Annotated in this window: 22 protein-coding genes; 11 read left to right on the top strand and 11 right to left on the bottom strand. The window is 35.5% G+C overall.

All coding sequences use genetic code 11. The annotated features are described in order from the left end of the window. Nucleotides 1–32: 32 nt before the first annotated feature. The gene (gene spoVR / locus AC0L0O_RS26380) at nt 33–1,451 is read right to left on the bottom strand and encodes a stage V sporulation protein SpoVR (protein ID WP_001202710.1); all 1,419 of its coding nucleotides are present in this window, start codon (nt 1,449–1,451) and stop codon (nt 33–35) included. Nucleotides 1,452–1,566: 115 nt separating this feature from the next. Beyond that, complete coding sequence (locus AC0L0O_RS26375; RefSeq protein ID WP_000214810.1) at nt 1,567–2,127, bottom strand: nitroreductase family protein; 561 nt, start codon at nt 2,125–2,127, stop codon at nt 1,567–1,569. 232 nt (nt 2,128–2,359) lie between these two features. On the opposite strand from AC0L0O_RS26375, the gene AC0L0O_RS26370 reads away from it, so the two are divergent. The 9 genes from AC0L0O_RS26370 to AC0L0O_RS26330 all read left to right on the top strand — a co-directional run bounded on the left by AC0L0O_RS26370 (nt 2,360) and on the right by AC0L0O_RS26330 (nt 9,013). After that, nucleotides 2,360–2,956, top strand: a complete 597-nt coding sequence (locus AC0L0O_RS26370) for a hypothetical protein (RefSeq protein ID WP_000277035.1) — start codon at nt 2,360–2,362, stop codon at nt 2,954–2,956. 124 nt (nt 2,957–3,080) lie between these two features. Then, nucleotides 3,081–4,586: a spore germination protein GerYA gene (gene gerYA, locus AC0L0O_RS26365; RefSeq protein ID WP_000468881.1), complete on the top strand. Its 1,506-nt coding sequence runs from the start codon at nt 3,081–3,083 to the stop codon at nt 4,584–4,586. After that, complete coding sequence (gerYC, locus tag AC0L0O_RS26360; protein ID WP_000789227.1) at nt 4,583–5,665, top strand: spore germination protein GerYC; 1,083 nt, start codon at nt 4,583–4,585, stop codon at nt 5,663–5,665. Before gerYA ends, gerYC begins: the two co-directional genes overlap by 4 nt. Nucleotides 5,666–5,677: 12 nt before the next feature. After that, the gene (locus AC0L0O_RS26355; protein ID WP_000918577.1) at nt 5,678–6,787 is read left to right on the top strand and encodes a GerAB/ArcD/ProY family transporter; all 1,110 of its coding nucleotides are present in this window, start codon (nt 5,678–5,680) and stop codon (nt 6,785–6,787) included. 45 nt (nt 6,788–6,832) lie between these two features. Next, nucleotides 6,833–7,342, top strand: a complete 510-nt coding sequence (locus tag AC0L0O_RS26350; RefSeq protein ID WP_000761019.1) for a PCYCGC domain-containing protein — start codon at nt 6,833–6,835, stop codon at nt 7,340–7,342. 117 nt (nt 7,343–7,459) lie between these two features. Next, nucleotides 7,460–7,708 carry a YhdB family protein gene (locus tag AC0L0O_RS26345; RefSeq protein ID WP_001195458.1) on the top strand — a complete coding sequence of 83 codons (249 nt, stop codon included), beginning with the start codon at nt 7,460–7,462 and terminating at the stop codon, nt 7,706–7,708. Nucleotides 7,709–7,873: 165 nt separating this feature from the next. Then, nucleotides 7,874–8,293, top strand: a complete 420-nt coding sequence (locus tag AC0L0O_RS26340) for a disulfide formation protein C (RefSeq protein WP_000439084.1) — start codon at nt 7,874–7,876, stop codon at nt 8,291–8,293. A gap of 12 nt (nt 8,294–8,305) precedes the next feature. Then, on the top strand, nt 8,306–8,725 hold the full coding sequence (locus AC0L0O_RS26335) for a thioredoxin family protein (protein WP_000738459.1): 420 nt from the start codon (nt 8,306–8,308) through the stop codon (nt 8,723–8,725). 72 nt (nt 8,726–8,797) lie between these two features. Next, on the top strand, nt 8,798–9,013 hold the full coding sequence (locus AC0L0O_RS26330; RefSeq protein ID WP_001115478.1) for a DUF1540 domain-containing protein: 216 nt from the start codon (nt 8,798–8,800) through the stop codon (nt 9,011–9,013). A gap of 33 nt (nt 9,014–9,046) precedes the next feature. Here AC0L0O_RS26330 and AC0L0O_RS26325 read toward each other — a convergent pair whose 3' ends face one another. The 3 genes from AC0L0O_RS26325 to AC0L0O_RS26315 form a co-directional block, all read right to left on the bottom strand. Beyond that, on the bottom strand, nt 9,047–9,298 hold the full coding sequence (locus tag AC0L0O_RS26325; protein WP_000834195.1) for a hypothetical protein: 252 nt from the start codon (nt 9,296–9,298) through the stop codon (nt 9,047–9,049). Between the two features lie 104 nt (nt 9,299–9,402). Next, the gene (locus tag AC0L0O_RS26320; RefSeq protein WP_000717598.1) at nt 9,403–10,164 is read right to left on the bottom strand and encodes a L,D-transpeptidase; all 762 of its coding nucleotides are present in this window, start codon (nt 10,162–10,164) and stop codon (nt 9,403–9,405) included. A gap of 66 nt (nt 10,165–10,230) precedes the next feature. Continuing rightward, entirely contained in the window at nt 10,231–11,097 is an 867-nt protein-coding gene (locus tag AC0L0O_RS26315; RefSeq protein WP_001136280.1) for an SDR family oxidoreductase, read from the bottom strand. Between the two features lie 201 nt (nt 11,098–11,298). On the opposite strand from AC0L0O_RS26315, the gene AC0L0O_RS26310 reads away from it, so the two are divergent. Next, entirely contained in the window at nt 11,299–12,600 is a 1,302-nt protein-coding gene (locus AC0L0O_RS26310; protein ID WP_000482728.1) for an NCS2 family permease, read from the top strand. 97 nt (nt 12,601–12,697) lie between these two features. Here AC0L0O_RS26310 and AC0L0O_RS26305 read toward each other — a convergent pair whose 3' ends face one another. The 3 genes from AC0L0O_RS26305 to AC0L0O_RS26295 all read right to left on the bottom strand — a co-directional run bounded on the left by AC0L0O_RS26305 (nt 12,698) and on the right by AC0L0O_RS26295 (nt 14,473). Continuing rightward, nucleotides 12,698–12,901 (bottom strand): hypothetical protein, encoded by a 204-nt coding sequence (locus AC0L0O_RS26305; RefSeq protein WP_000432826.1) that lies wholly within the window; start codon nt 12,899–12,901, stop codon nt 12,698–12,700. 127 nt (nt 12,902–13,028) lie between these two features. After that, nucleotides 13,029–13,883 carry a patatin-like phospholipase family protein gene (locus AC0L0O_RS26300; RefSeq protein WP_000892682.1) on the bottom strand — a complete coding sequence of 285 codons (855 nt, stop codon included), beginning with the start codon at nt 13,881–13,883 and terminating at the stop codon, nt 13,029–13,031. 128 nt (nt 13,884–14,011) lie between these two features. After that, complete coding sequence (locus AC0L0O_RS26295) at nt 14,012–14,473, bottom strand: MarR family transcriptional regulator (protein WP_000816972.1); 462 nt, start codon at nt 14,471–14,473, stop codon at nt 14,012–14,014. Nucleotides 14,474–14,613: 140 nt separating this feature from the next. Here AC0L0O_RS26295 and AC0L0O_RS26290 point away from each other — a divergent pair, with 140 nt between their 5' ends. Beyond that, a complete protein-coding gene (locus tag AC0L0O_RS26290; protein ID WP_473786182.1) occupies nt 14,614–15,795 on the top strand; it encodes an MFS transporter in 1,182 nt (393 codons plus the stop codon). Between the two features lie 24 nt (nt 15,796–15,819). Here the strand turns inward: AC0L0O_RS26290 and kdpDN are convergent, their stop codons facing one another. Genes kdpDN through kdpB form a run of 3 tightly spaced genes read right to left on the bottom strand, consistent with a single transcriptional unit; the run spans nt 15,820 to nt 19,719 of the window. Further along, entirely contained in the window at nt 15,820–16,974 is a 1,155-nt protein-coding gene (kdpDN, locus tag AC0L0O_RS26285; RefSeq protein WP_079998618.1) for a KdpD-like non-kinase potassium sensor, read from the bottom strand. A gap of 56 nt (nt 16,975–17,030) precedes the next feature. Beyond that, nucleotides 17,031–17,612, bottom strand: coding sequence for a K(+)-transporting ATPase subunit C (gene kdpC, locus AC0L0O_RS26280; protein WP_001085567.1), 582 nt, complete (start codon nt 17,610–17,612; stop codon nt 17,031–17,033). Between the two features lie 16 nt (nt 17,613–17,628). Next, entirely contained in the window at nt 17,629–19,719 is a 2,091-nt protein-coding gene (gene kdpB, locus AC0L0O_RS26275) for a potassium-transporting ATPase subunit KdpB (RefSeq protein ID WP_473786181.1), read from the bottom strand. Between the last annotated feature and the right edge of the window lie 10 nt (nt 19,720–19,729).

Genomic DNA, 19,729 nt, shown 5'->3' with positions numbered 1-19,729 from the left:
ACGGACATAGCATTCTATGTCCGTTCTTTCCTTCACACATACTTCCGATGCACCATCTTCCCATCATAAGAAAACACAACACCCTTACTCTCCACAATCGACTCCATATGCACTGTTCTTCCCCACAGTTGATGCAGATATGGTAATACCTTTTCTAAGTATTTTAAATCGAGCTCGATTCCTTCGTAACTATGTTTAATATACAATTCTCCGTTCTTTAAGTAGTCTCCGTCTTCTACTACTAAGTACGGGAAGCCACCATTTGTACGCATATTTACGAGCTGATCACGTACATGTTCCCACTCTTTATCTATTACTTTATATTCTTTTCCTTGGCGCTGGAATAAGTACATATCTTCTCTCATTACGAGATCTTTATTTAAGTAGTTTCTTAAAAACGATACGTCCCATTCGATTTCGCGTACTTCAAAGATTTTGTCTCGACCAGATCCTGGTTTGACACCTCGTCGCTTCATTTCTTCTGTCGGGTTGTTGTAACGTTCTTCAATATCTTCAAACATTTTAATACCGAGGTAGTATGGATTAATGCTCGTTTTTGATGGCTGTACAACGCCTGCATTTAATTTCGCAAATTCAATTGCTTCATCAGATGTTAAGTCCATTTCACGAAGTATACGTTGATGCCAGAAGGACGCCCAGCCTTCGTTCATGATCTTTGTTTCAAGCTGCGGCCAGAAATATAACATTTCTTCACGCATCATCGTTAATATGTCTCGCTGCCAATCTTCTAACTCACGGCTATATTCTTCAATAAAGAGGAGTAAATCTTTTTCTGGTTGCGGTGGGATTTTCTTCTTTTTACGTACATTGGAGCGTTCCTGTTTTTTATTTCGATTATCTAAATTCCATAAATCATCGTATTGCGATGCCTTTTTCTTTTCTACTTCTTCCTCTTCTAAATCATCAATACTCCACGCAAGTTTTGGACGCATAAGCGACGGATCAATATGCTCTTGAATAGCAAGTACGGCATCTAAAAATGTTTCTACCTCTTCTTTTCCGTACTTATGCTCATATGCTTTCACCCGTTCAGCTGTTGCTGACATACTTTCTACCATATCTCGCTTCGTATTTGAAAAACGAATGTTATTTTTAAAGAAATCACAGTGCGCTAACACGTGTGCTACGATTAATTTATTTTGAATTAACGAGTTCGTATCTAATAAAAAGGCATAACATGGATCAGAGTTAATAACGAGTTCGTATATTTTGCTAAGACCTAAATCGTATTGTAATTTCATTCTGAAAAACTGTTTTCCAAAACTCCAATGTGAAAAACGCGTCGGCATCCCATATGCACCAAATGTATAAATAATTTCCGCTGGACATATTTCATAACGCATCGGATAAAAATCAAGCCCAAATCCAGTCGCAATTTCCGTAATTTCCGCTATCGCATATTGCAGTGCTTTATCGTCACTTGCTCTCATTATTTTCCCTCCTTACACTTTCCCTTAAGAAAGTGTATGATTGAGAACAAGCTTTCATGAGGATTGATTGCATAATAAAAAGACACCCTCATAAAAAACGAGAATGTCTCATCTATTAACCTTCAATAATCTCCATCTTCTCCGTAATTGGCGTACGAGCTTTTCCTTCTGGTGCTTTATCAAAATAGCCAAGGTGAAGAATTCCAACGATGCGTTGACCTCTAGTTAAACCGAGTCCTTCTATAAATAGTGGATTGTAGTTTAATCCGCCTGATTTCCAAACACAACCTAATCCACGTTCCCAAGCAAGAAGTTGGAAGTTTTGCATAAATGCACATGTTGCAGCGTAATCTTCATCACGTTGAATTTGACGTGGATCTTCATTTATATATACAACAATTTGTGCAGGTGTGCTTAAGAAACGATCCGATAAAATTTTACCGCGTTTTGCTCTTTCTTCTTCTGTGAAAGAATTTAATACTGCGTCTACTAATTTCTGACGGCCTTCTCCAATGTATAATTTACAATTCCATGGTTCACGGTGTTTATGATTCGGTGCCCATGTTGCGTCGTTTAATAGTTCAATTAATAACTCTTTGTCTACTGCTTTATCTGTAAATGTACGAACAGAACGTCTTTCTTTAATTACATTTGCGATGGAAGTATATGTAGTCATATTTTTCTCTCCCTTATTTTTATCTATATGTATACATTTATTATTGATATTGATTTTCAATTTCGATTATACCTTAGTTTTTTACTATTAATCAATGTTTTATGTTGGAAAACTTCCAAAAACTTCAGTTCATACTGTGAATAAAAAAACTTGATTTGTTCACAAGTATTTCATATTTTATGGAAATGATATGTGTAAAGTTTTCCACATTATCCATCTAGGAGGAGTTTACATGTACAAAAAAATCGTAGTAAGTATGACTATGGCAGCATTATTATGCGGGATATCTACCTTCCCTGCTTCCGCTGCTACGCCAAAAGAAGTAACATTGCATCATCATAAACCAATTTCAGAAGAAGAAATGCAGTCGCTCGAAAAACTCGGCTATAACAAACATGAAATTTGGAAAGCTGCCCACATTGCAAAAATGAGTAAAAAAGAAATAAAAGACGTTTTAGCTTACTATAAGCAAAATAATTCTTGGGAGAAAACAGCCGAGCATTTCGGGGTAGATCCAAGTAAGTTGAAAAAGCATCATATGAATAAAGAAACAAAAAAAGCACTACTGCAACAATTAGCAAATATGCAAAAATCAACACCAGACGGACTAAAGCAAAAAATGAAAGAATATAATATCGGTTTACGTCAGCTCACGGTATTAACAATCATCTCTCAAAAAAGTAATACTCCCCTTGATGATGTGCTAAAAATGAAAAAAGACGGAATGGATATGAAACAAATTGCCGAAAAATTAAATGTAAAAAAAGAAGATATACGAGCTGAAATGATTAAATTAGTAAAGTCGATTAAAGAAAAGAAAACAAATTAATACAACAAAAGGAAGAGTTTTTTATACTCTTCCTTTTGTTTATGAACTTTCAATTTTTAAGTATAAATTCCCGTCTTTCCCAAAAACTAACACAAGTAAATGATATACGTTAGGGGGTGGGAAAATGTTTCATTTATCATCTAAAAAGAAAAAACAAACCTTCTGTTCTATTCCAGATTTTATCCATGCGATGAAAAAATCAAGCGACTTTTCTTCTTATAACATTATAGAAGATGGGACATTATGTTTGTTTTATTATAAATCTACAGTAGAATCACTTATTATTAAGCGATTCATTTTAGCACCTATAAAAAATAAATTAGACGAGATTCAACATATTGATGACATCTTAAATGTCGTATCTATTGAAGACATCCTCATCAATCCGTCCATTGATGATATTCGTGAGAAATTATTAGGTGGATACGTATTATTACAACTAAAAAAAGGTTCAGGGCAAGCAGCGTATGCACTTCTACGCGCCGAGAGTACCGTTTTAGGAACTCGTTTAGTAAATGACACAGAAAATGAATATAGTGTTATTGGCCCTAAAGTTGGTTTTGTTGAAAATGTTGATATAAATATACATTTATTACGCCGAAATATCGTAACCGAGCAATTAATTTTCAAGGAAGTTAGCATTGGTTCTATGTCAAAAACCAAAATCGTAGTTGCTTACATCGAAGGAATTACAAATGAACAGCATATTAACACCGCAATGCAACGTCTACAAGATATTGATTTTGATTACCCTTTTGATGCAACTCTAGTTGAACAGCTTATTAGTGATAATAGCAACTCTCCCTTCCCTGTTTTACTACCTACAGAGCGTTTAGATCGCTCCGTTTATGCATTACTGAATGGAGGAGTTGTCATTTTAACAGACGGTTCACCCTATGCATTAGCTGGACCAGCGACATTACTCGATTTCTTCGTCTCTCCAGAAGATTATTATTTACCATGGATAGCTGGCTCATTTCTTAGATTAGTTCGCTTTTTCGGAGCAGCATTCTCTTTATTTTCATCAGCTATTTATACAGCTGTATTAACGTATCACTATCAAATGATTCCAGCTGATTTACTTGGACCGATTATTTATTCCCGAGCCAATGTACCATTTCCACCTGTTTTAGAGGCACTTTTTTTAGAAATTACAATCGAATTACTGCGCGAAGCTGGGGCCCGTTTACCGACTAAAGTCGGCCAAACGATTGGTATTGTTGGTGGAATTGTAATTGGGCAAGCATCTGTTGAAGCTGCTTTAACGAGCACCATCTTATTAATTGCTGTTGCGTTGTCTGCACTAGCCTCTTTTACAACACCGACAGTAAAAATGTCTTCTACAATCCGGATATTACGATTCCCTCTCATCATTTTAGCTGGAGCATTTGGTGGTGTAGGTCTTATCGTCGGATTTGTATTCATATTAGCTCATTTAATTCACTTAAAATCACTTGGATCACCTTATTTATTACCTTTATACCCATTTCGCGGTTTAGGTACAGCTGAAGGACTCCTTCGTCTTCCATTTAGTCAAACTGCTGAACGCGCTTCTTTTTTAAGGCCCAAAAAGAAATGGCGCTATGATCCAAACAAAGCGAAAGAAAAACGTGACGGTGAGGAAAAATGAAAAATATTTTTTTATGCTTTTTCATTATCATTTTAATTTTCCAATCTGGTTGTACAGAAGCTCATATAGTTGATACACAGCGAATGATTCACGTAGGTGGATTCGATATAACAAAAAACAAAAAATTTCGCGGAACAATTTTATATCCGGATTACACAAAAGGCGTACAATCTAAACCCGAAACTCAATCCACTCATGCAGGTACAATTGAAACAATCTCTTCCCTTCTAAACGCCAAATCTCCACATACGATTGCTGTAGGTCAAATGCGTGTTGTCCTATTTGGAAAAGCATTTGGCGAACATGGACTTGGGGATGTTATTAACAACTTACAACGTGATCCTAACATTGGCCGTGATGTACAACTAGCACTTGTAGATGGTTCATCAGAAGAATTACTGAAACATGTGAGAACAAATGGATCTCTATATCTATCTGAATTACTGGAACAAAATATAAAAACCGAGACAATCCCTCGGACAGCTTTAAATATTTTTTTATATAACTTCTATTCATCTGGATGTGATCCATTTCTTCCTTACATTCAAGTATCAGAAGACAAATCTGCTTCTATTAAAGGGCTCGCTTTTTTAAAAAAAGATAAAGTCGCTATGTATACGGATAGGAAAAGGTCTTTTTTATTTAAATTACTCATTAATCCAACGAAAAATGGACGTTACGAAGTTCCGATACGTCAAGGTAAACATAAAGGAGTAATTGCTACTCAAAACTTATCTGGAAATAGTGTATGCTCTCTTTCGTCAAACGGTGATATTCCGAAAGTTAACATACACTTAAAGTTAAATGGACTTGTAAAAAATGCCCCTAGCTGGCTTGATTTATCAAAGGGTAAAAATGTAACTTACGTAAAAAGACATATAGAAAAAATGCTTGAAAAGGATTTAAACGAATTAATAAAACAATTCCAAGAAAATAAAATCGATCCAATAGGAATACGTGAAGAAATTCGTAGTCATTCAAGAAAATGGAGCATGAAACAAATTCAAGATATGTATCCTAACGTAGACATTGCTGTTAATGTAAAAATTAATGTCGTACAATCTGGTATCGGCGAATAGTGAGGTGCTATCATGGCTGGACAAGATAAAACACATACTGTTTCCCCTTATTTCACATTCCTTCTATTACACTCCCTTCAAATTGGAGTAGGAGTGTTGGGATACCAAAGGATAATTGCGCAATTTGCCGGTTATGATGCTTGGATTTCTCTTATTATCGCCGGTATTGCAACTCATATCGTTTTATTTTGTATGCTTAAAATGTTAGAAAAAGATAATGATTTAATGAATATTCATACGACATGTTTCGGAAAATGGATTGGAAAAATTTTTTCCATATGCTTTGCCGCATACCTTTTATTATTTTGCCTTACTGTTCTTCGTACGTATATTGAAGTTATTCAAGTTTGGGTCTTTCCTACAATTAAACCGTGGAAATTAACTTTACTATTTTTACTTGTAGCTTATTACATAATTAGGGGCGGTTTTCGTTCTGTAACTGGAATTTGTTTTTGGGGCGTTATCATACCGATTTTCGTCCTGTTATTCTTAGTTTTTCCGATGAAATATGCACATGTCCGTAACATTTTCCCAATTCTAAATCATTCACCTTTAGAAATTCTAACTTCAGCCAAAGCATCTGCATTAGAATTTCTTGGATTTGAAGCAATCCTTGTTTTTTATCCATTTATTAAAAAAGGAAAATCGTTAAATAAATGGGCACATGGTGGTATTGCTTTTACGACAATTCTATACGTAATACTAGCCATCGTTTCCCTTATGTACTATAGCCCAGGGCAACTCCATCATACAATTTGGCCAACATTAACGATGCTAAAAATCATTAAAGTTCCTTTTATCCAAAGGTTTGAGTACATTATTATTTTCCTATGGTATCTTATTATTTTACCTAATATTTGTTTAACAATTTGGTCTTCTTGTTGCATTAGTAAAAAGTCTTTTCATATACCATTTAAAATTACATTACCATTTTTTATCGCTGCTATATTTATTTCATCCTTGTTTTTCACAAACCGTGAAGGTATCAACACATTAAACACAGTCCTATCTCAAGCTGGCTTATATATTGTATACGCTTATATCCCGATTTTATTTGTATTCCATTCACTACGATGGCATTTCAAAAATCGGTCAAAAAAATCTTCACCCGACACACCATAATCTCTGATACAATTTGATTAATACATTTGTAAAGGGGACAAGCGTATGAAGAAATATGTATTTTCTTTACTTGCAGTACTGAGTTTAATTCTTGCTGGATGCGGAGCTACTAGTACTAATGAAAAAAAATCATCTGAATCAAAAGAAGAGCACGACCATGCATCGCACACTCAGCAAGCTGACATTCAAGAGAAAACAAAAGGAGTCGACACACTCCCTACCTTCCTAGACAAGCTTGATCCACAAATGAAAGATATCTACACTGTCGCTGGACAAAATGCAGAGCTATTAGATTGGATTCCATGTTACTGCGGTTGCGGTGAAAGTGTAGGACATAAAAATAATAAAAATTGCTTTATTCGTGAAATTAAAAAGAATGGTGAAGTTGTTTGGGATTCCCATGCAACGACTTGCGTCAATTGCCTAGAAATTGCAGTTGAATCGGCTTCGATGAAACAAAAAGGAAAATCAACGCTTGAAATTCGTAACTATATCGACAATAAATATAAAGAAGGATACGGAAAACCAACACCTACGCCAATGCCAAAAGCTTAAAAAACGAGGAAACACCTCGTTTTTTTTCATTCACTTTTTTTCTTAACAAATTCTTTCAAGTGTATTTCTCCTTACTTATCACACACTATATATAACTCTCGGTAAGGAGGGTACACAGTGCAAACATATAATGACTATGATAAAGCTCTCTATTACACGTATTGCTGTAATTGGGATAAATTACTCGTTCTTATGGTTCAAACGAACGATCAATTATTTTCTAAGCGTATTGAGCATTTTTTACACGCTTATCAATACAGTAAAGAACTGCCAGAAGTTGATAAACAATTGCAGCTCCTATTTCAATATATTGACCACGCATCCCAAAAGTCACATATAGAAGAAGTAGAGCAAATTCAAATGTAAAATATAGCGCTATCCTCTTCTGGAGGATAGCGCTTTTTTAAAATGTTCATATCAATAAAAGTTTCCCCTTATAAAACTTTTATTGATAAACATATTTTTTCTTTCTTTTCTGTACCACTTCATACTATAATTTAGTATGTAACTATTATAAGAGAGGTATAAAATATGGAACGAGAAAAAAAGCAAGAATATGCTTTATTTACCGCGTGGGGAGCTTCTTTTATTGCGACACTAGGAAGTCTGTACTTTTCCGAAATCATGAAATTTGAACCTTGTGTCCTTTGTTGGTATCAACGTATTTTCATGTATCCATTCGTTTTATGGCTCGGTATCGCTGTAGTAAAAAAAGATTATCGCATCGCAAGTTATTCTTTACCAATCGCAAGTATTGGTGCTTGTATTTCTTTATATCACTATGCAATTCAAAAAGTCGCAGCATTTTCAGCTGCAGGGGCAGCTTGCGGCCGCGTACCATGTACGGGAGAATACATAAACTGGTTCGGCTTTGTGACAATCCCGTTTTTAGCACTTATCGGCTTTATTACAATCGCTGTTTGTAGCTTTATTGTCATCAAAAACAAATAAGGAGATGAAAGAATGAAAAAAATGCTTATATTTGGCGGTATTATTATCGTCTTATTTGCGGCAATCTTTGCTGTAACACAAATGGAAAAGAAAAATGCATCGACAGATGAAAAAGGTTACTACTCAAATAAAATTTCTCTTGAAGATCTCAATAAAAATATAGAAGATAAAAAAGAACAAACGATTTACTTCTATCAAACCTCTTGCGTTCATTGTCAAAAGGTCTCTCCTATTGTCGTACCTTTAGCGAAAGATTTAAATGTTGATATGAAAGTAATTGATATTGAAAATTTAAACGAGCCTTGGGATAAATACAATATCCAAGGAACACCGACAATTATTCATTTTAAAGACGGTAAAGAAGTAAGCCGTATTAGTGGAGAACAATCAAAAGACAAATTCAAAGAATGGTTTGAACAAACAAAGAAATAACGAGAAAAGGAAACTCCTTCTATACATGAAATGCGTGTAAAACCCCAAACTAATGTATAAGGAGGGGGTTTTATGCCAGAAGTAAGATGCTCTGTTTCCAATTGCTCATTTTGGGGACAAGGTAACTTTTGTCAAGCCAGTGCGATTATCGTTCAGCCAGATGCCGATGAATCGGGTCAAACTGAAAATAATTCGTATACAAATGCAGTTTTAACAAATGAGACGCTAGAAAGTTCTGTAGCAACGAGTGTAGAAACTTGTTGTCATACTTTTAAACCAAAATATTAAACATAAAAAGCATACGATTACTCGTATGCTTTTTTACATTCCCCTCCAAAAATCATGCATAATAAAAAAGTACAAAATAACGAGAACTGCCGTCCCGCATAAGGTAATACGCCGATAGATACTCTTCTCCCCTTCCCTCGCCTTAACAAACGCCCAAATAAATCCGAAGAACAATATTAAATCAACATATGGAACATAAAACGAAAAGACGAGAAACGCATACAAATACACGATAAATAAACAGGTCGTTACTAAGAAAACTTTAAATGCAAATTCACTTTTCATAATGTAACCGCCCCCCTATCCGTACTGTATTATATTCAGCAAAATACAATAGTTGCAGTTAAACTCAAAGTAGAAATAAGCTACCGTCTATAATACGGTAGCCATTACGGAACATTATATTTCCTTTTATATATATTACTTAAAATAGAAGAAGGAATTTGCTCATAACGAATTTTTTCTCCTGTTTCATCCACAATATACAAATTGTTTCCTATATAATATATTCCATCTTTTCGTTTTGAGTACACTGCATATCTTTCGTTTGGCAATACCGTTTTCACTTTCGTTAACTGCCCATTTGGTTCTTGCCAATATATATCCACGCGGTCTACTAACGTAAGTATACCAATTTGTTCTTCTTCTATTTTACGACCATTCCAACTCACAACGCGGTAACCAAGTTTATTCGCTTCATATTCGGGGCTCGTATGAAAACGAGAAATGATTACTTTTGTTTGTAAATGGACTCGATCATATAACCACTGTATATCCCTGTCATGCATGCGAATACACCCATTTGATTCCCTACTTCCAATCGTCCATTCCCGATTTGTCCCATGAATCGCATATTCATTTTTATCTAGGCCAAGCCATCTCGTACCAAGAGGGTTATTCGGTGCACCCCCAGCTATTTTTTTTCGATGGTATTCTTTATTTTTATATTTATTTATAATACAAAAATTACCTTCAGGTGTAGGTGTACGATCTCTTCCAGTTGTTACGGGGAATGTTTTTGTATAATTTCCATTTTCAAAAAAAGACAACTGATTTGTCGTAAGATTCACTAATATTAAATGATCTGTATTAGCAAAAGCACTAACCGGTAGGATGAAAAATAATAGTATGACGAAACAAATTTTTTTCATCTATATCCCCCCTAGCGCTCACTATAATAAGTGGAATTAACTTTACTTTGCTCTTATAAATGAAAACTATCCATTTACAATAACGCCCCCATTTACATGTATCATTTGTCCGGTAACATAGGATGAATCACTAGACGCTAAATATACATATGCTGGCGCTAATTCATATGGTTGACCAGGTCTTTGCATCGGAACATTGCTCCCAAACTGTGATACTTTTTTCTCATCAAAGCTTGATGGAATAAGTGGTGTCCAAATTGGTCCTGGCGCAACACCATTTACACGAATCCCTTTTTGCACTAACGATTGAGAAAGTGATCTTGTGAAAGCAACGATAGCTCCTTTCGTTGCGGAATAATCAATTAACGTTTCATTTCCTTCATATGCAACGATAGATGCCGTATTTATAATGACATCCCCTTGCTTTAAATGAGAAAGTGCCGCTTTCGTAACATGAAAATAAGAAAAAATATTAATACGAAAAGTCTTTTCTAACTGTTCTGCTGTAATATACTCTAGTCCTTGCTGCGGATATTGCTGCGCGACATTATTTACTAAAATATTTAAACTACCTAGCTGCCGGACAGTCTCTTGTACAATATCTTTACAATGCTGTTCATCACTTAAATCACCTGGCAACAATACACACTTTACGCCTTCTTTCTCAACATATTGTTTCGTCTCATTTGCATCTCCCTCCTCATCTAAATACGCAATCGCAATATTTGCTCCCTCTTTCGCAAAAGCGATGGAAACAGCTCGTCCAATTCCGCTATCTCCACCTGTAATTAATACATTCTTTCCTTTTAACTTTTCGCTTCCTTTATAATTTGGATCTTCAAACTGCGGTAGAGGATTCATTAATGATTCAATGCCAGGCTGTTTGTTTTGATGTTGCGCTGGCATTGTTACAAAGTTTTTTTGCTGCGGCATAGTTTCTTTCAACTCCTTTTTCTTATAATGTGCATAATAAAAACTGAAATTCGCACATCATATTACGATTAATATTCGAATTTAAGACACAAAATATGAATTGTTGTAAACTTTTTATGCAAAACTATTGCAAAATAGTTAAAAAACGAATATTATATATAACTGTTGTGAAAATTATTCGTAAACAGAAAGGATGTTTATATGTTTAACCTTTCAAAACATAAAACTTCTATTAAAACTGAAATTATGGCAGGTATTATTACCTTCTTAACAATGGCATATATCATTGTCGTAAACCCTGTCATCCTTGGGGATGCAGGAGTTCCATTCGAACAAGCATTTACAGCAACCATTATCGCTGCTGTTGTCGGAACATTATTTATGGCGATCTTTACAAACTTACCAATCGCAATTGCACCAGGTATGGGATTAAATGCTTACTTCTCTTACTCTGTTGTAAAAGCTCATGAAGGCATGACTTTCGCAATTGCATTCTCTGCTGTATTCGTAGCAGGTATGATTTTAATTTTGTTATCATTCACATCTTTCCGTACAAAATTAATGGAAGCAATTCCTGAAAACTTAAAACATGCAATTACTGCTGGTATTGGTCTTTTCATCGCCTTTATCGGTTTACGTTTAACAGGTATCGTTACAAAAAATGAAGCAAACTTAGTTGGACTTGGTGATCTTCACTCTGCTCCAGTACTACTAGCATTAGCTGGACTTGGAATTACGATTGTTCTTATGTCTTTAAATGTAAATGGCGCACTATTTATCGGTATGCTATTAACTGGTATTATTGCTTTCTTCACAGGACAATTAACATTCTCAAACGGCGTTACATCAATGCCTGGATTACCAGAAGGAATTATCGTTTCCAATCCAATTACTGCTGTATCTGACGTAATTAACTACGGATTATACGGCGTTGTATTCTCATTCTTCCTTGTTACACTATTCGATACAACAGGTACATTACTTGGTGTTGCTCAACAAGGTGGATTTATGAAAGACGGAAAGCTTCCAAAAGCTGGACGAGCTCTTCTATCTGACTCATTCTCAGCAACAATTGGTTCTATGTTCGGAACAACACCATCAACAGCTTACATTGAATCTTCTGCTGGCGTTGCAGCTGGTGGTCGTACTGGTTTAACAACTGTTACAGTAGCTGTTCTATTCGCTCTAGCAGCATTCTTTGGACCTTTAGTAAGTGCCGTTTCTGGTGTATCAGCTATTACTGCACCATCATTAATTATCGTTGGTAGCCTTATGATGGGTTCAGTTCGCCACATCGATTGGGACGCATTTGATGAAGCATTCCCAGCATTCTTAGTAATCTTAAGCATGCCACTGACATCAAGTATCGCAACAGGTATCGCACTTGGATTTATTTCATACCCACTTATGAAAGTAGCAAAAGGTAAATTCCGTGCTGTTCACCCACTTGTATATGTATTTGGAATTTTGTTTGCTTATCAATTGATTTTCTTACCACATTAAAAAAGTAGAGCATCGAAATCCGATGCTCTACTTTTCTTTTATAACAATCATTCAAACTATAACGCTCCTTCCAAAACATGAAGAAGCTTATAACATTTTAATATTTCTCCTCTACCTGTAATTCTTTACGATACTTCTGAATGAAAACTGAAGACATAACCATTACCATCCCTACACTACACCCAATAAGCTGATCCAGTAGCATTTCATCATGAATGAACCAACGTAGTAGAAATACGCCACCAAAAATAAACATCATAGTAAAACCAGTATGTCTAAGTCCTTTATATACATTTTCCATATGTATCACCTCTCCACATACTTTTATCCATATTATACCATAATCTAAAAACGTGTATAACCAACATTCGGTATCGAAACCAATAATAAAAAAGACTGCAGAGAATCCCATCTCCACAGCCTAATTATTATTTTTGCAAGAACGCCTTTAAATCTGCAAACTGTCTCTTTGCATCTTCATAGCCTTGCTCATATAAACTTTGTAATTTAGCCGTATCCTTTTCCATACGATCTACTTGAAGCGGTACTTCTGGACGAATAACAAATAAATTACCTGCCTGTTCTTCTTTTTCAATGTAGTGAAGTGTTTCATTATACACTTCATAACGATTTAGCATCGTATTCACAAGGTTCGGATATTTTTTATAAGCTTTCGCGGCAACCCACCCAAATCTTGATTTTTTCTTCGCGTAACCGTGATTTCTTGTTAAAATTACGACTGATTTTTTAAATCCATCTTCCTGTGCTTTACGAACTGGAATTGGATCAGAAATCCCACCATCTAACAGTTGCTTACCACGATAATTTACTACTGGTGCAATGAAAGGCAATGAACTAGACGCTTGTAATAAATTTAGTGCATCATCATTCGTTCCTTCTTTTTCAAAATAAACAGACTGTCCTGTTTCACAATCCGTCGTTCCTACGAGAAAACGTTCTGGGCTATTAAAGTATGTTTCAAAATCAAACGGCACATGCTTTTCTGGAATTTCATGAAAAATGAAATCCATATCAAATAGCTGACGTTTTCTCCATAAATTTTTATACGATAAATATTTTGGATGTGATGCATAATCAATATTGACCGTTTTATTTCTATTTCTTTGTCTGGAAAGATACGACGCTGCATGACAAGCACCCGCTGATACACCGATTACATATGGAAAATATAAATCTTGTTCCATAAAGTATTCTAATATCCCGCCCGTATATACACCACGCATACCGCCGCCTTCTAATACTAACCCTGTATTTTCAAGCATGTTACTCTCTCCTCTATATATATTGACTCTTTAATTATTCACCATGTTAAGTATCTTTTTCTATTATATATGAGTTCTTTCAGAAATTATATTTAAAAGACTTGAGAAAATGGAATTTTTTCTTCCAATTATATTTCCAAATGATCGGAGACATCCTTTACGAACCTTTGAATAAAATCTTGTTCTTCTTTCGTGTATCTATCTAAAAGTAACAGCCACTTTTCTTCAGCTTGTTTATGCAATTTCTCATGAGCTTTATATATTTCATTTCCACTTTCCGTTAAGCGGAAGAAAATTTCTTTTTGATTATCTAACATTTGCATCTTCTCAACAAATTGCTTTTGAAACAACTTTGTACAAATTTTAGAGATTGCTCCCTTCGTCATACCCATTTCTGTCGTAATTGCCGTTACATTCATCAAACCATTTTTTCCGATACATTCGATTACATGTAACTCAGATAAAGACATACTACTTACACCCGTCTCATAAAGAAACTTCTCGTTTTGTCGTTTTAAATGTTCTTCTTTTTTATGCAAAAGTGTACGAATGTCCGAAAGTATTTCCATTTGCTTCATTGCACGCTTCAATCCGTTCGCCTCCTAAGTTTCCAAAGAAACAATTTAACTATATACCATTTTAAAACCATTTTTTCATCTTTACAAGTGAGAAAATCATGTTAAAATAAATTTAGTTTCCAAGGAAACAAAAACACAAGGAGGTTAACAAGATGAAAAAATCTAAACTAACTTTCATTTTATATGTTGTCTGTATGAGTGCCCTACTCGGTTCCTTCGCTCAAAATATTTACACACCTATCTTACCGATGATTCAAAATTCTTTTCACACTTCTCTTTATCTTGTAAATGTAACAGTTTCACTTTTCACATTTGTTCTTGCGATTATGCAGCTCATATATGGACCTTTAATTGATACAAAAGGAAGAAAGTCTGTCCTTATCCCTAGTTTAATTATTAGTACAATTGGTTCAATAGGATGTGCTTTTTCGGCAAACATTTATTTATTTCTCTTTTTTAGAGCTGTTCAAGCTATAGGAATAGCGGCTATACCTGTAGTTTCAGCAACGATTATTGGTGATTTGTTTGAAGGAAAAGAACTCGGAGAAGCAATGAGCCTCTATCAAATGTTACTTGCTCTCGCACCTGCGATTGGTCCTCTCATAGGTGGTTATCTCGGCAGTATAAATGGCCACTTATCCGTATTTCTGTTTTTATCTATACTTGGCATTCTCTTATTAATTATAAACACTTCACTACTTCCAGAAACAAAACCAACTGTAATGAAACAACCACAAACAAAAAAGAATTACTGGCTTATCTTAAAAAATAAAACTGGATATTCTATTACACTTATTGGTTTCATTCAATTTTGTATTTACTTTTGCTTTCTCGTTTTTTTACCGAGCATTTTAGCAAATTCATTTCATCTAGCTGCAAGTGAAATTGGTCTTATGTTTGTACCAATGTCTCTTTCTATTATGATAGGAAGTTATTACTACAAGTTTTTGCAAAAACGACTCACAACAAAGCAAGCTTTATTCATTACGAGTTTCTTCAATATTATATGTGTCGTTTTATTCTCTTTCACATATAGCATCAATATCCCATTCATCATTATCGTTACATCTTTGTACGGTTTTAGTATGGGACTTTCTATGCCAACTCACACTACTTTATTAACAGAAGAATTCGTACAAGAACGCGCAACAGCTATCGGCATGTACAACTTCATCCGCTATCTCGGTATGGGGACTGGACCTATTGTAGGTGGATTTCTTTTATTTAACCAAAACTACTTTTGGATTTTCTTCCTAGGTGCAATTATGTTTCTACTTATCATTTTATACGCAATGAAAATGCTACATTTTCATGCTTTACAAAAAGCAAAATAGAGCCCCCGAAAGGTCGGCTCTATTTTAAACTCTTTGATCCGCAACGATATGAATATCAATATGTTTCGTCTGTCTCATAATTTCATTTACAATCGAACCTTTTCGAATTTCTTCCCACCGCGTTCTCGCTGATTGCCCAAGTAAAATTTGTGTTACTTGCAATCTTTTCGCGACTTCAATAATAACGTCTGCTGGCTTTCTCCCTTTTGCTTCTTCTAACACAAATCTTGCATCAAATTGATTCGTGAGCTCCTTCCAATCTTCAATCGTTTGCTTTTTACTAGCTGAAAGAGAGTCTATATTTTCTCTTTCAACATTTAATACATACAATTCAGCATTTAACCGATCAGCCATGCGCCATCCCCGTCTTATTAACTTCCCTGCTGTTGAACTATACTGTACACAAACGAGAATTTTTTCTTTTACTCCGATCGGTTCTATTACTGTCTGACTAATCTTTTCGTCCATGTCATCGGCCACTTCACGAAGCGATAGTTCTCTTAGTGCTCCTAAATTATTAAGCGTAAAGAAATTTTGTAAGCTTTGCTGAATTTTTTCTTCTTTATATATCTTTCCGTCTATTAACCTCTTCCGAAGTACTTCCGGCGTTGCATCAACTAGCTGAATTTCATTCGCATTTTGCAAAATAAAATCTGGAATACGTTCTCTTACTTTCACATTTGTAATTTGAGCTACAATGTCATGAACGCTTTCTAAATGTTGGATGTTAAACGCTGATAATACGGATATACCGGCATCTATCAATTCCTGTACATCCATATAGCGTTTCTTATTTTTAGATCCAGGAACATTACTATGCGCAAGTTCATCCACCACAACAACTTGCGGTGCACGTTTTATAATGCCTTCCACATCAAGCTCATAAAATACTTTTCCTTTATACTGTATTTCTTTCAAAGGAACTTTTTCTAAATCAGCAATTGCTTCTTCCGTCTCTTTTCTCCCGTGCGTTTCAATTAAACCAATTACAATATCCATACCGTCCTTTTTCATCTCTCTAGCATCATAGAGCATTTTATAACTTTTCCCTACTCCTGGAGCAGCCCCTACATATAGCTTTAACTTCCCACGATTTTGCTGACGAATATATTCTAAATATTCCTCTGGCGTTCGCCTTTGAAACGTCGGTTTATAGTCATCCGCATACAAAACACACACAACCTTTCTTTCGAAACAACACTACCTCAATCCATTAGATTGAGGTAGCACTGTTACTATTTCATTATTTTCTGTAACTCTAAATTTAACTTTAAGACATTTACGCGGGTCTCTCCAAATAAACCAAGTGCCGCACCTTCCGTTTGATCTTTAATCAATTGATCTAGCGTTTCTTTCGGGATATTCGTTAATTTCGAGATACGCTCTACCTGTACAGAAGCTGCCTTCGGACTAATATCAGGATCTAGCCCTGAACCTGAATTTGTCACTAAATCGATCGGCACTTCTGTAACTGGAACAGATGGGTTTTGTTTCTTCCACTCTTCAATACTTTTCTCTACTCGTTTCTCTAAATCTGGATTAGACGGTGCATAGTTATTTGAACCAGATGCTTCTGCCTTATATTCAATACTAGAAACACGCCCATGAAAATAACGTGGATCTGTGAAATTTTGACCGATTAATGTAGAACCAATCACTTCATTTTTATCATTATATATTAGACTTCCATCCGCATTATCCTTCATTACCGCTTGTGCAATACCAGTAACAATAAGTGGGTATACAAGGCCGCACAAAACTAAAAATGTAAAAGTAATACGGATGATTGGTGACAGTATACTTTGTTTCTTCGCCATCTTTTTCCCCTCTTCCTTATATGAACAATCCGACAATGATATCAATTACTTTAATTCCAATGAACGGTACAATCACTCCGCCAAGCCCATAAATAAGTAGGTTTCGGCCAAGTAGTGCATTTGAACTCATCGGTTTATATGCGATACCCTTCATCGCTAACGGAATGAGTAACGGAATAATAACTGCATTAAATAGTAATGCTGATAAAATCGCTGACAGCGGTGATGTTAGTTTCATAATGTTCAATGCTTCCATTTGCGGAATCGCAAGTGTAAACATCGCTGGAATGATAGCGAAATATTTTGCGATATCATTCGCAATACTAAACGTCGTTAACGCACCGCGTGTCATTAATAATTGCTTACCGATTCCTACAACCTCAATAATTTTTGTCGGGTTCGAATCTAAATCAATCATATTCGCTGCTTCTTTCGCAGCTGTCGTACCACTATTCATTGCTAATCCAACGTCAGCTTGCGCTAATGCCGGTGCATCATTTGTACCATCACCTGTCATCGCTACAAGTTTCCCTTTATCTTGCTCTGCTTTAATAACCGCAATTTTATCTTCTGGCTTACACTCAGCAACAAATTCATCTACCCCTGCTTCTTTTGCAATCGTTGCTGCTGTTAATGGGTTATCCCCTGTACACATAACCGTTTTAATCCCCATTTGACGCAACTGTTCAAAACGCTCACGCATACCTGGTTTTACTGTATCCTTTAAATAAATTAAACCGTAAATACGATTATCTACTGCAACTACAAGTGGTGTTCCGCCCTCTTTTGAAATGAAATCTGCTTTTTGATTTACATCTTTCGGAATTGTTCCGCCTTGTGATTTAACCCATTCAATCACGCTACCTACAGCACCTTTTCTCACTTTCGTTCCGTCCTGTAAATCAACACCACTCATTCTCGTTTCTGCTTTAAATGGAATGAACTCGCCTTGTTCCGCAAGTTCTTTATTATATGATATAGATTTCGCCTGCACATGCTCAATTACAGATCGACCTTCTGGTGTTTCATCTAAAACAGAACTAATAGCGGCCCACTTTCCAACTTGCTCAATCGTTTCATTTCCTACAGGTAATAATGTATGAGCCATTCGATTCCCGAAAGTAATCGTACCCGTTTTATCTAAAATAATTGTATTAATATCACCCGCAGCTTCCACTGCTTTACCCGACATCGCTAACACATTAAACTTTGTCACGCGGTCCATCCCGGCAATACCAATTGCCGATAATAACCCACCAATTGTCGTTGGAATTAAACAAACTAACAACGCGACAAGTACAGCTATATCAATTTGAAATCCTAAATAATTTGTAAAAATTGGCAGCGTCACAACAACGATTAAGAAAATAAGAGTTAAGCTCGTTAATACTGTATTTAAAGCAATCTCATTCGGCGTTTTTTGACGAGCAGCTCCTTCTACTAACGAAATCATTTTATCAATAAAGGATTCACCAGGATTACTCGTAATGACAATCGTAATCTCATCACTTACAACCATCGTACCGCCTGTTACGGAACAAAAATCACCGCCCGCTTCTTTTATTACAGGTGCTGATTCCCCTGTAATCGCAGATTCATCAACAGACGCTAATCCTTTAATGACTTCACCATCACTTGGAATCATCTCACCTTGCTTTACAATAACAACGTCATCTTTTCTAAGGTCAGTTGCTGAAACTTGAACGATTTCTCCATTTTCTTTTACAACATTTGCAAACACATCTTTCTTCGACTGCTTTAAAGAATCAGCTTGCGCTTTACCACGACCTTCTGCTAACGCTTCTGCAAAGTTCGCAAATAAAACTGTAAATAATAGAATGAGAGAAACTGTTATATTAAACCATCCTGGTATACTACTAGAATGACTTGGAAAAAACGATAAAATGAACGTAATGACAAACCCGATTTCTACAACGAACATAATCGGATTCTTTATCATAACTTTCGGATTCAATTTCGCAACGGATTGTTTCATCGCATGTTTCACGATATCACGATCCATCGTTTTCGCTTGTCTAACCTCATCTTCTACCGCATGTATGTGTGACTCATTTACTCTTTTTTCTTTTACTACTACCGGTCTCATCATTTACCCT

Source organism: Bacillus sp. GS3m_15504, assembly GCF_055825275.1.
The sequence above is the reverse complement of the archived record's forward strand: the minus strand, read 5'-3'. Positions and strand labels throughout refer to the sequence as shown.